Origin of the sequence: Williamwhitmania sp., from assembly GCA_035529935.1 — a bacterium.
In the GTDB taxonomy this organism is placed as follows: domain Bacteria; phylum Bacteroidota; class Bacteroidia; order Bacteroidales; family Williamwhitmaniaceae; genus Williamwhitmania.
Map to the genome: position 1 here is coordinate 1 of DATKVT010000160.1, position 12,615 is coordinate 12,615.

The following is a 12,615-nucleotide window of genomic DNA, read 5'->3' on the forward strand; positions in this document are numbered from 1 at the left end:
CCAACGGATTTAGAGCCGACTCCACAATGGCAAGATACTTCAGCTCCAGCGGTAAGTGATAGCGGTCCAGATATTCATCAAATACAGGGAAGTAGAGCCGTGCCAAGCCAAGAATCTTGGCAAAGTCGTCGCGTCGATCCACTGTAAAAAGCTGGATATACCGCTTTACATCTGGCGTAAAGTCCATTCCAACTGGGGTGGTATTATCAAGGACAGCCAGCTTATATTCAATGGCAAGATCGGGGATAAGATAGTTGGGGTTGACCTGATATGTAGGCGTATTAGCCTTAGCAAATAAGTTGAGCCGTGATAAACTATCCAGTGCAGCAATCACCCTGTCGGCAACCTGATTACCCTTGTGCTTAATAAGCGGGGCAGTATTTGCTTTACAGTCAATTGTCAAAAGCGCAAAAACGCCAAAGGCCAACACCCCGTACCGAAACCTATATCTCATGTCGAAATCAAATCATGGGCAAGTTACTAAGAAGGCATTGAATTGCCAACCTACTCAATACAGATTAACCCAAGTTAGCTTATTGTCAACCATTACCATTGAGATGCTTAAAAAGAAATCCCGGAAATATTTCCGGGATTTCAATAATTGCAATTGGCATTCTAATGCTGAAATAGTTTTAAAATATCGTTCCCGTTGGCAAAAAGAAGCAGGGCAAACAGCAACACCATGCCCGTAATTTGGGCATACTCCAAAAATTTATCACCGGGTTTTCTTCCAGTCACCATCTCATAAAGGAGGAACAGCACGTGGCCACCATCCAGTGCAGGTATGGGTAGAATATTCATAATAGCCAAAACAATGCTCAGGAGACCTGTCATACTCCAAAATGCCTCCCAATCCCAAGTTCCAGGGAAAATCTTGCCTATGGAAATAAATCCGCCGACCGACTTGTAGGCTCCCGTTTGAGGGCTAGCCAGCAACTTAAGCTGCTTTAAATAGCTGCCAATAACATTATAACTTTTGGTAACTCCAGCTGGTATGGAAGCCCAGAAGGTGTAGTGTTCCACGCTAATGTGAAAAAACTTCTCTAGGTTAGTATCGAACGATACTCCAATTAGAGCATCCTTACCGACGGTAACGGGAATTGCCAGCAGTTTTCCGGCACGGTCAACATTAACTACAATCTGCATTCCTTTGTGGCTTATCACATAGTCTCTAAACTCATCGGTGTATTGAGTTTTTAACGAATCAACACCAACAACTTTATCGCCACTTTTGAACCCGGCTTTAGCAGCAGGAGACTTCTTCGCAATTTTATCAAGCACAATTGGAATTCGTGGAGCAATAATGGGCTGCTTACTTATCATTGCTGCCCTCATGGCCGCCGAAATAGGGAGTTTTATATCTTCTCCACCTCTGTCAACTTCCACGTAATCTGCTTGATCCAAAACAATATCAGCAATAATATGCTGAAAGTTTTGAACCTCAACCCCACCAACATTCAGTATCTTATCGCCATTCTGCAAACCCAACTTTTGCGCTGTTGAATCAACCGCGATACCGTAGGTAACATCCTTATTCGCTAGAAACTCATCACCCCAAGTGTAGAGCACCATGCTGTAGATGACAAAGGCAAGTAAAAAATTTACAACCACTCCGCCAATCATAATTAGCAATCGCTGCCAAGTTGGTTTTGCGCGGAACTCCCATGGTTCCGGGTCCGACTTCAGCTGCTCGGTATCCATCGACTCATCAATCATCCCCGAGATTTTCACGTAACCACCCAGCGGTAGCCAACCTACCCCATACTCGGTATCGCCACGTTTAAACTTAAACAGCGAAAACCAAGGGTCAAAAAAGAGGTAGAATTTTTCGACACGAGTCTTAAAAAGCTTGGCAAGCGTAAAGTGCCCAAGTTCGTGAAGAATAATCAGAAGAGAGAGGCTCATAAAGAACTGCGCGACCTTTGTCCAAATTTCCATGCTCATATTTTCAGCTTCTATAGTTTACTAACCAAATTCTGCATTACCTCCGAAGCTACCACACGAGCCTCGGCATCGATACTACAGTAATCATCCACCGAAGGGTTGGCCAAAAAGGCAACCCGCTCCAGCGTTTTCTCCACAATTCGTGGAATATCGAGAAAGCTAATTCGTTCCTCTAAAAATGCCTGCACAGCCACCTCGTTGGCACCATTGAGTATACAAGGCATGTTACCCCCTTGCTGCAACGAATTATAGGCCAGCTGTAGGCAAGGGAATTTTCCCATGTCGGGCTTTTCAAACGTCAATCCCTCGCCCTTGAAAAAATCGAACCTATCCGATCCCAACGAAAGCCGATCAGGGTATGCAAATGCCAGCTGAATGGGCAACTTCATGTCGGGAATACCCATTTGTGCCTTAATGGAGCCGTCCTTAAACTGCACCATGGAGTGAATGATAGACTGAGGGTGAACAACAACCTCAATGTCCGATGGTTCAACTCCAAATAGCCACTTGGCCTCAATTACTTCAAAACCCTTGTTCATCAGGGTGGCCGAATCAATCGTAATTTTATTTCCCATGCACCAGTTGGGATGCTTTAGCGCATCGCACCGGGTAACGCTACGCAGCTGCTGAGCCGTTAGCGAACGAAATGGTCCGCCAGAAGCAGTAAGGATGAGCTTTTCTACACCACCCGTTTCACCCATCAGGCATTGAAAGATGGCAGAATGCTCCGAATCAACAGGTAGTAGGTCCACCCCATACTGTCGAGCTAACCCAGTTACAATTTCACCGGCAACCACCAAGGTCTCCTTATTTGCAAGTGCAATATGTTTCCCAGCTTTTATAGCTTCAATGGTTGGCAGCAGCCCCGAAAATCCCACCATTGCAGCGAGCACCATATCTACCTCGGGCATGGCCGCTGCCTGGCCAATTGCTCTAGCACCGGTCAAAACTTCAATGGGCATAGCCATTAGCGCATCACGAACGCGCTCATACTTTGCCTCATTGGCAATAACCACCACCTTGGGCAAAAATTCAATAGCCTGCAGCACCAGCAGGTCAAGGTTGTTGTTGGCCGTAAGGACAACCACCTCAAAGCGGTCGGGATGGGAGCGAACCACATCCAGCGCCTGAGTTCCTATAGAACCGGTAGAACCCAGAATAGCCAAGCGTTTTCTCATTCCCAATAAAAATCTTTCGAATGCTTAAAAAACAATATACTTTTCGGGGTCGACGGGAGTGCCGTTATACCAAAGTTCGAAGTGCAAATGGGGACCAGTGGTAAGCTCACCACTATTCCCAATAATGGCAATGGCCTCCCCTGCCTTAACGTGTGCTCCTGCCTTCTTTAGCAGCTTAGAGTTGTGCTTATATACGGAGAGCAGATTTCCAGCGTGCTGTATCTGAATAACATATCCCGTTTCTAAGGTCCATGCAGCCATGGTTACTGTGCCGTCGAGGGTGGCAACTACCACCTCATTGGGTGAGGAGGCAATATCGGTACCAAAGTGGCCGCTAGCTATGTTAAAGGAGTTAGTTACTACTCCTCTTACAGGTGGGAAAAAATGCATCCCCTTAACTGTATTTTCAATGGAGTTGTTTGTTACCGAAAGGTTGTATTGCTCTTTCTCCTCAATTTGGCTGCGAAGCAGCGAATCGTCAAGCGATTTTTTAAAAACAATATCCTTGGGATGTATGGTGGTATCCTTCTTAGATTGCAATACTGGCGGGTTTTCACCATTCATAATTGCCTTAAGAGAGGTGAGGTATTTTTGCCATTGGTCGAGCTGCTGCTGCAGCGAATCCACCTTAAGGGCATTCTCCACAATTGCCCTTCGAGTAGTGGTATTGGGGTAGCCAGGAATAAACTCACGCAGAGGGGTAAACGCTATCAACACCGTAACCAGCGCTACAAGCAGTAAGGAAGAACCTCCCAAAAACGCTATCACGTTTAACCTTGAAAGGCGAAAAAACCAAACCTCTTCAAAGGTTTGATCGTTGTAAATGCTGAAGCGGTACTTATTTTTAAGCTTGGATAAATAGCGCTTTGAATCCTTTTGAGCCATGTTATTTCGAATGCAATCCCACAAATATAGAAACTTTTAATTTAGAATAGGGGAAAGCAATCGCCTTTAACCTAATCCTGAACCACCTTCACGTACTTCTCCTCACTCTGCCAGAGTCCATGCTTTGTGCATACTGCCATAGCTGTAAGGTTCATGCTTACGTTGGCAGCCACATAAAAATCGACCTCAACGTGGGTAGGTTGATTCCCAAATGCACCCGGAGTGTAGTGTACCTGAGCCAACAATGTCTCCCTGTTCCATAGCTGCAAGGTGCTGATAAAGTGATCGTAATCATCCGGGTGTTTATACTCGTTGCCTAGGGTAACCTTCACCTTCAACTTTTCACCTTTTTTAACGGAGTCGTCGCAATAAATAAAAGGAGTATGTCTGTCGAAGTAGTCCTTCATCAGCTCTTTCTCCTCCTGGCTGATGTCTACTGGTTTAAAAACTCGTGGCATAGAAATTCCAGTTTGTAAGTAGGAACAAAAGTAGCTTAAAAAATGTTCTTGGGTGCTATTGGTGAGCCGAATGCCTTTAAAACAGTATGTTTATTTTGAAAAAAAGTAGTCGATAGTTTGCAATCACCAAAAAAGTATGCTACTTTTGCACCGCACTTGACAAAATGGTTTCGGGGTGATTGAGGAAGTTGGTGTCGATGCAGCTTAAAAGGTTCTGATTTTATTGAAAACGATATATTGCGGGGTGGAGCAGTTGGTAGCTCGTTGGGCTCATAACCCAAAGGCCACAGGTTCGAGTCCTGTCCCCGCTACTAGAAAACCTCGAAGATGCAAGTCTTCGGGGTTTTTTGCTTTATATTTAGGGCTATGTTTTATGCCTAAGTCCTATAATACCAAGAAGCCTACAAAAAAATCTACAGGGGGTTACCTCCAGCCTATTAAGCAATTTCCCTCACCTCTCTAGCAGCCGAATGTATTCTGCAAGATTACTGCACGGAAGTTTACTCCCCTTGCTTAATACATTGTAGATAAAATAATCGCATTCAGCCTCGTCCAAGATCCCTTTAAGATGCGCCTTGTAAACAAAATCCATGGTGGTTAGGTATTGTATACCGTGTTGCTGGCAATACAGTTTAATATCACGAAGATTGCTGCTGGCCAAAACATCCTTGTTGAACTTGCAGTATGCCATGCACGCACTTTCGCCCTTTCCATAAATCTTTCTCAACCGACCATACTCCCTCATGACCTCAATATCGCCTGAAAACGAAAGTTCAAATATGATATGACTCCTTATAAGATTCTCAACGATAATTCGGGAGTTGGCTTTGAACACTTCACCAAAAACAACATCTAAAATGTATAGCTTGTTGGGAAATATTTGGTGAAGAATTCCTGTTTGCTCCCCCTTAATAAAGTGGATAATTACATCAGCATCCAGAAGAATCTTTTTTGAAGCATCAATCTCCAGCGCCATTGTCGTCCACATTAAGAATATCCAGACCTATTGATTGGAGAAGAGCTGTATAGTGTCCTTCTGATATCTTGCCCGCATCGTAAAGATGCCTGGCAACTGCCGCATAATCACCAATTACCAGATTCTTATTCCCTGGCTCATACAATTCCGTGGGATATCCATATTGCCGAGCAAGCAACTTAACGTTTTGCTTAAAGCCATCATAGCCTTCGGCCGATATTATCCCCAGCTCTTTTAACCGAAAAAGCAGTGCGCTCCTCGAACAACCAAAACTCTGCTCTATTCTCAAAATCGTTTCAATGGTGATCTTGTCCTTGGCAACAAGCTCTTCTTGGGAAATTAAGCGGGTAATGCCATCGTCGGGCATCAAAAAGTAAGAGGCAAAAATATCGGCGTTATACTCCTGCTCTTTTCTCTTGTCAAACAACCCTGAATTGCAGTGATGGGGCCGAAAATTGTCATCAACGTACAAATGGTAAAGCTCATGGCAAATAGAAAAATTCTGACGGCCAATGGAATGATTGGAGTTGATAATCATAAACCTAAAATCACCGGCACGGATTGCCATTCCGGAGAATTTGTCCGACAATTCTTTGAAAACCGTGATTACGTTGAGCCTCATTAGTAAGCTTTTTAGCTGTATGGGCTCCGTGTTACCAAAACCAAGCGTAATCCTAAACTCGGATGCCTCCTTTTTAATTGCCAGCAGCATTGGTAATGGTTTTCATCTTTAGATAGTTTAGCACAATGCGCTTAAATTCTGCAATGCTCAGCACATCTTCCTCCGCTAGTGAATCACTTCGAAAGGCAAAGGCAAGGTTGGTGTTGGCAACCGTCGTGCTTTCCTCCAGCAGCTCTTCCATATCTACCCCAAATAGATCGGCCAGCTTGTCCAATGCTGTTACAGGAATAGGTCTTTTTCCCGTCTCATAGAAAGAGATCATTTCGCGTGATACATCAAGAAATCCAGCAAGATTATCCTGCGTAAACCCCTGTGCAGCACGATACTTTTTCACATTACTTCCGATGATTTTTGTAGAATCCATGGTGACTTTTCTTGTTACTAAATGCAACAGTTACACGATATGTTACGACAAATGTAACAATTTGTTGTAACAACCACCAAAATATGTTGTGAATTTATGTTGTTGCGATTCACAGGACAATGATGCAAGGAAAACAAAATAACCACACAGCAACACCATCCACCAAACCTGATCGTTCAATTTATTTAATAACTTTGATAAACTTCAAATTGTTGTGAATATTAGTCTTTGGAAGTTAAACATCCCAGCATGTTCATAACTAGTCCTATAAAAAGTTGATATTTAGAAAAAACATTCCGAAATTTAGTAAGTCCAACAAACCAAAACTGAAAGCCTCAGTAAAAATGATTAACAACTATGAGATTTACTATTCTGCTAAGCGTTGATGAATCCTTAAACCCAGTATTACCAATCAACTACCAGTACGAGCTGGCCTCGTGGATATACAAGACCATTGCCGCCGGGGATGAACAGTATGCCAGCTGGCTACACGGCAATGGCTTTTCACTTGGATATCGAAACTTTAAGCTATTTTGTTTCTCCCACCTCAACGTTCCTAAGCGAAAAGTAGCAGGTGACCGGCTGCATATTCTTTCGCCAACGGTATCGTTTAAGCTATCGTTCCTGCCGGAGCGATCCACCGAAGAGTTTATAAAAGGGGTGTTTCAGAACCAAACGCTAATTCTTGGTGATCGATTGAGCAAGGTGCAATTTAGAGTAGGAAGCATTGCGCTGGAACCGGCACGGGAGTTCACCAGCTGGGGTGTATTTCATACGCTATCGCCGGTGGTGGTGGCAGCAGCCCGACCCGACCGAACCAAGGAATACCTCACTCCCACCGACTGTAGATACGGTGCAATGCTCATTGGCAACCTAAAGCAGAAGTATAAAACATACTACGGTCACGACCATGCGGACACTGTTACGCCCGCGTTTGAGCTGCTGGGCCAGGCAAAGCAAAAAGGTATAATGATAAAGCAAAGTGACTTGAATCCAATTAAGGTTATTGGATACCAGTATACCTTTCGCCTTTCGGCCGATGCTGCCTTGCTCAAAATGGGCTACGATGCCGGATTTGGAGAGGACAATAGCATGGGGTTTGGCTTTTGTGATATACAGTAGGAAACTTGAATATATAAATCGCAACGAATCGCAAATAATTGCTGCTAATCGCCAATAATGGCACACCAAAGGGAATTGTGAAACTTTTAAAACTGATTACGATGTCTCTAAAGTATGCATTATTTGAGAACCACCTAACGGCCGACCCAGACGATTTTTCGGCCGTAGCACAGAGTAGCGCTGCCAAGACCGAAAATGACATCTTCGATCTCATGGTGAGCCGTGGCTCCACGGTAACCAAGGCCGAGGCGCTATCGGTAATGGAGGAGTACACCCTTGCCTTGCAGCAATCATTGCGCGATGGCAACAGCATCAACACCCCCTTATTTAACCTCAACCTCTCTGTTCAGGGAGTATTCAACGGCAACGACGACAGCTTCGACCGTAACCGCCACACTGTAAAGCTGAATATTACAGCGGGAGTTCGGCTAAAGGAGGTGATAAACGATGTTGTTGTTGAAAAGGTGAAGGGAGGAAGTCCTAAGCCCGACCCTATGTACCTGGAGGATGTTGCAAGCAGCACCCGCAACGATACGCTTACGCCCGGCAACATTGCAGTAATCAAAGGCTCGCGGCTTAAGTTCGACAGCACCGACGACAAGCAGGGCATCTTCTTCGTGGCTGCCGACGGCACGGAGACCAAGGTAGCCAACGTGTCGCGCAACAAGCCCTCCGAGCTGCACTTTCTACTACCAGCACTGGCTGCCGGAGAGTATAGCGTGGAGGTGAGAGTAATGTTTAAGAATACCAAGGTGCTTAAGGTAGGGAGACTATTGAGCAACCTTACCGTTAAGTAAGCATGATTGTGGGCTAGGTGGGGAGCACTCTTCGCCTAGCCTTTTTTAGAAACAAGGAGTAGTAACTCCAGAGAATGTGGAGGGATAACTCCTCGGTATGAGGAGTAGCTACTTCGCGAGGCGAGGAGGGATTACTCCCGATTCTAGAAGAATAAAACCACGACGAAAGGGAAACAAAACCTCGAAGGTTTTGAAAACCTTCGAGGTTTAGGAACTGGTAATAACTAGAAATACTATATGCGGATACATTTAAAGATTAAAACACCTAAGCAAGGTATTCCAATCTTGCATCAGCCACTATTAACCGGAACAATTCATAAGTGGATTGGGGAAAATAACAATGTACATGGTGAACTTGCCCTTTTCTCCTACTCCTGGTTAACCGGGGGAAGGCTAAAAAACGGATTACTCCAATTTAGTAATGAAGGTTACTTTTTCATAAGCAGCCACAACGACAAGCTTCTTGCTGGAATTATTAAAGGGATACAAGCCGATCCAACAATGTTCAATGGTTTGGAAGTGAAAGAAGTGCTTATAGAATCAAATCCAGACTTCTCCCATATCAACCATTTCAACGTTGCGAGCCCAATCTTCATAAAGCGACGAAACGAAACCTCCATACAGCATATTCTTTACACGAATCCTTTAGCGGGTCAATACTTGGCTGAAACGTTGCAAAATAAGATGGAGAAGGTTGGATTAACTGACGATGCGCTTAAAATTGAGTTTGACTTAAGCTATAGCAAGGCATCAACCAAGCTAGTGCACTACAACGGTATTGACAATAAAACCAGCTGGTGCCCGGTAATAATTGAAGGAAAACCGGAAACAAAAGCCTTTGCATGGAATGTGGGGCTGGGTAATTCAACAGGAATAGGGTTAGGTGCAATAAAGTAAAACTAAACCTTCAAGGTTTTCAACGCTTGAAGGTTATAAAGCAGCAGCAATGTTATACGTCGTAAAATATTCAGGTCCGTTTGGTTTTATAAAACCTTGGACCGCCGTTCGCGATAGCGAAACCTATAGCCAGCAGTTTTTGACACCATCGATAGTAGCGGGTATTGAGCGTAAACTCTTTCCCGAATTACTCAATAGTCCCTTTGGTATATATAAAATCAAGCGGCATAGGTTATCCTATTCTGGAATATCACAGCAGCAGGAACAGATTCAACCTCGCGGATGGAATACCAAAGGAACGGCAAGAAACCGAACCTATGAGCGGCCCTATGCCATACTTGTTCGTGGAGTACTAATTAACCCAATATTATGGCTTGCATTTGAAAATATTGAGGATGCTCAGATTGCATCGAGCCAGCATATCTGTTTAGCAAGGAATGAGGACATTTTATACCCTGAAGAGGAGATTCTTCAAGTTGAGGAATCTGAGCTGGATTCCGATGAGGAGACCTTTCATGGATTTGAGTTGATTATGGAACAGGGTGATAACTCCTTTATGGTTGGGTATAATAGACTAGATGGCAACAAGCCCATGTTTGGCTGGTTGAAAACTGTTGGAAACCCTGTAAAAAATGTTTATTAGATGATTCCGTGTAGCCATATAAAGGCAAAAGGTGCGCCCGATAATACACCCTTGTTTGTGCACTTAGAGCAGGTGATGATTGTTGCCGAAAAGATTGCACAAGCAAAGGGTATGGATGTATCTATTGCAAGAGCTGGCGCGCTGCTACATGATATTGGTAAGGCAAGTCCTGTTTTTCAGGCTCAACTTAATGGGATTCGTCCAAAACGCTTTTTCCGACACGAGATTGCCTCACTGCTGTTCCTGTCCCTGTTTGATTCACATATCCATCCGCAGCTAATCGAGATGGTGGTAGGTCACCATAAGTCAATAAAAACGCCCAACAACTCGGCTGCGAAGGGAATTCTTGATTTGGAAGATAGCTGCGATGATTCCTTTGAAGTCCATGCAGAAAAGTGGGATGAGTGGATGCCTGCAGCTGTTGAGATACTAAATGGATTTGGAATTGCTGCAAAAGCAATATCATTGGAGGAAGCATCTTCGAACTATCAAGTTGCACTAGATTACTGTTGCGATGTTGTTAAGCAGCAGGGCTATTCGAAATGGAAAGGCTTACTTATGGGAGCCGACCATTTTGCATCTGCTCTTGGAAATAAAACCTCAGAGCAGGCAAGTAGGATATTTAAGACTCCAAACCTTGCTTTCTTCGATCGCAAACATCCACTTTTTCCTCTTTCTCTTAAAGAGTCGGATTCTGCAAAACCGCATACTTTAGTTGTTGCATCAACAGGTGCAGGCAAAACCGATTTTCTTTTTAGAAGGTGTAAAGGACGAGTATTCTATACATTGCCCTTCCAAGCATCTATTAATGCTATGTATAAGAGGGTAAAGCGAGATTTGGAGTCAACAAATCCCGATTTAGATATTCGGCTTTTGCACTCATCGTCCCAAATTGTTGTAAGCGGTGCTTCCATCGAAGAAAAGACAATTCAGGGGCATATTGGCTCCTCCATTAAGATTCTTACCCCGCATCAAATTGCATCAATTGCTTTTGGTTTGCAGGGATTCGAGGCAACCATTGCAGACTTAGAAGGGTGTGATGTTATTCTTGATGAAATACATACTTATAGCGGGGTAACCCAATCAATCGTTTTTAAGATAGTTCAAGTATTAAAGCACCTTAATTGTCGAATACATATTGGTACAGCAACTATGCCAACAGCCCTATATGCTCAAATAATTGAAGTGTTGGGTGCAGAGAATGTTTTGGAAGTGAAGTTGAGCGCCGATGAGCTGAATGCGTTTGACAGGCATGTTGTACACAAAATTGGCGAATGGAGCAATGCTTATACAGAAATTGCCAAGGCTATAGCCGAAAGCAAAAAGGTGCTAGTAGTGTGCAACAAGGTCAAGAATGCTCAAGCACAGTATACATATTTTAAAGAGCAATACCCAAGTATTCCAATTGTCTTGCTGCATAGCCGTTTCAAAAGGAGTGATCGGGAGCAAAAAGAGAAGTTGCTTCTCGGTCTCAATGATGATGGGAGGCCCAATGGCAACTTTAACACTTCCACGGATGCGTGTATCGTAGTTTCTACTCAGGTAGTTGAAGTTAGCTTAGACATTAGCTTCGATATTATGGTAACTGAAACAGCTCCCCTAGATGCCCTTATTCAACGATTTGGCCGCATAAATCGAAGGAGAACTGAGGCTACCATTGGAAAGTATATGCCCGTATTCGTCATCCAACCGCCTGAAAAGGAATCGGACTGCAAGCCATACAAGCAGGATGATTTAGCTAGCAGCTATGAAGTGTTGCCTTCGGGAGAAGTATTAAAGGAGATTGATTTACAAGCAAAAATTGATACTGTGTTTCCATCAGTAGATTTACTGAATATTGAGCAGCATTCGGTATTTAAGCAAGATGGTAAATGGCGAATAGACTTCCTTACCCATAGGAATAAGTCGATCCTTTTTGAACTGCTAGAGATTGATAGCATTGCCTGCATTGTAGAAGATGATGAGATTGCCTATCGTGAAGCCGATTATGAGGCACGAGTGGGAATGGAAATACCGGCAAAGTTCAACTATGGTTTTAAGTCGCTTCGGCAATTGCTATTTGGAAGCAAGCCTTTTATTGTTCCCAACCGAGCTTATAGTAGTGAGCTAGGGCTTGATATGAGCCTCGTTAAATCGGAGAATTACTCAACATTTGAATTCTTATAACTATTGACCTATGATAACAACCGTTATTGGGCGAACATTTTTACACGCATACAATAGAGAATACAAAAAGGACTATACTTCCAAGGAGTTTTTTGATAAAATCTACTTTGAGTTGTTCTTCAACCATCCGAAATACATGATGTGGGCGCAAAACTCACCTTTTGTTCAGATGAAAAAGGGACAAACTCCAGAGACTTTAACTTCTACGGAGAGGCTTGAGAAATTGGAAAATCTTCATCAAAAGGTTGACCAAGGTGATCGAGATGCCAGTATCGCTATAGGATTTCCAGCATCGGAGGATAAGGAATTTGCCACAACCTCGGGATTGGTTACTGATATTGAGATAGAAATACCCAATGAAGATGTTTACTATACATGGATTGGAAGTAGTCTCAGTATTGGAATAGCCGGTGGGTTTTCTCTGCTATTCAACGACGAAAAGATACTGCTCGATATTTACAAAGGGTGGGAATACTATCGTCGTTTTTTAAATGATGAAGCCA

The 12,615-nt window shown here is 43.6% G+C and carries 14 protein-coding genes and 1 tRNA gene; 7 read left to right on the top strand and 8 right to left on the bottom strand.

Features of this window, described 5'->3' with window-relative positions; all coding sequences use genetic code 11:
• The 5 genes from VMW01_12020 to VMW01_12040 form a co-directional block, all read right to left on the bottom strand.
• Window positions 1-454 (bottom strand): hypothetical protein (locus tag VMW01_12020; GenBank protein HUW06977.1); only part of this gene is annotated, 454 nt, incomplete at its 3' end.
• A gap of 161 nt (window positions 455-615) precedes the next feature.
• Window positions 616-1,944, bottom strand: coding sequence for an RIP metalloprotease RseP (gene rseP / locus VMW01_12025; protein ID HUW06978.1), 1,329 nt, complete (start codon window positions 1,942-1,944; stop codon window positions 616-618).
• An 11-nt stretch (window positions 1,945-1,955) separates the two neighbouring features.
• Window positions 1,956-3,122, bottom strand: a complete 1,167-nt coding sequence (locus VMW01_12030; protein ID HUW06979.1) for a 1-deoxy-D-xylulose-5-phosphate reductoisomerase — start codon at window positions 3,120-3,122, stop codon at window positions 1,956-1,958.
• Window positions 3,123-3,146: 24 nt separating this feature from the next.
• Complete coding sequence (locus VMW01_12035) at window positions 3,147-4,007, bottom strand: M23 family metallopeptidase (protein ID HUW06980.1); 861 nt, start codon at window positions 4,005-4,007, stop codon at window positions 3,147-3,149.
• Between the two features lie 71 nt (window positions 4,008-4,078).
• Entirely contained in the window at window positions 4,079-4,465 is a 387-nt protein-coding gene (locus VMW01_12040) for a desulfoferrodoxin family protein (protein ID HUW06981.1), read from the bottom strand.
• Between the two features lie 238 nt (window positions 4,466-4,703).
• Here VMW01_12040 and VMW01_12045 point away from each other — a divergent pair.
• Window positions 4,704-4,776, top strand: a tRNA-Met gene (locus VMW01_12045).
• Window positions 4,777-4,916: 140 nt separating this feature from the next.
• Here the strand turns inward: VMW01_12045 and VMW01_12050 are convergent.
• The 3 genes from VMW01_12050 to VMW01_12060 are packed head-to-tail and all read right to left on the bottom strand — an operon-like array spanning window position 4,917 to window position 6,487.
• Window positions 4,917-5,441, bottom strand: a complete 525-nt coding sequence (locus VMW01_12050) for a hypothetical protein (protein ID HUW06982.1) — start codon at window positions 5,439-5,441, stop codon at window positions 4,917-4,919.
• Complete coding sequence (locus VMW01_12055; protein HUW06983.1) at window positions 5,425-6,153, bottom strand: ImmA/IrrE family metallo-endopeptidase; 729 nt, start codon at window positions 6,151-6,153, stop codon at window positions 5,425-5,427. The genes VMW01_12050 and VMW01_12055 overlap by 17 nt, the downstream gene beginning before the upstream one ends.
• Complete coding sequence (locus tag VMW01_12060) at window positions 6,137-6,487, bottom strand: helix-turn-helix transcriptional regulator (protein ID HUW06984.1); 351 nt, start codon at window positions 6,485-6,487, stop codon at window positions 6,137-6,139. Before VMW01_12060 ends, VMW01_12055 begins: the two co-directional genes overlap by 17 nt.
• 357 nt (window positions 6,488-6,844) lie before the next feature.
• On the opposite strand from VMW01_12060, the gene cas6 (VMW01_12065) reads away from it, so the two are divergent.
• From cas6 (VMW01_12065) to VMW01_12090, 6 genes are all read left to right on the top strand, one after another.
• Window positions 6,845-7,609 carry a CRISPR-associated endoribonuclease Cas6 gene (gene cas6, locus VMW01_12065; GenBank protein ID HUW06985.1) on the top strand — a complete coding sequence of 255 codons (765 nt, stop codon included), beginning with the start codon at window positions 6,845-6,847 and terminating at the stop codon, window positions 7,607-7,609.
• 101 nt (window positions 7,610-7,710) lie between these two features.
• A complete protein-coding gene (locus tag VMW01_12070; protein ID HUW06986.1) occupies window positions 7,711-8,406 on the top strand; it encodes a DNA-binding domain-containing protein in 696 nt (231 codons plus the stop codon).
• Window positions 8,407-8,643: 237 nt separating this feature from the next.
• On the top strand, window positions 8,644-9,303 hold the full coding sequence (cas6, locus tag VMW01_12075; protein ID HUW06987.1) for a CRISPR-associated endoribonuclease Cas6: 660 nt from the start codon (window positions 8,644-8,646) through the stop codon (window positions 9,301-9,303).
• A 49-nt stretch (window positions 9,304-9,352) separates the two neighbouring features.
• Entirely contained in the window at window positions 9,353-9,946 is a 594-nt protein-coding gene (locus VMW01_12080; GenBank protein HUW06988.1) for a hypothetical protein, read from the top strand.
• Entirely contained in the window at window positions 9,947-12,112 is a 2,166-nt protein-coding gene (cas3, locus tag VMW01_12085) for a CRISPR-associated helicase Cas3' (protein ID HUW06989.1), read from the top strand.
• Between the two features lie 10 nt (window positions 12,113-12,122).
• Window positions 12,123-12,615 (top strand): hypothetical protein (locus VMW01_12090; protein HUW06990.1); only part of this gene is annotated, 493 nt, incomplete at its 3' end.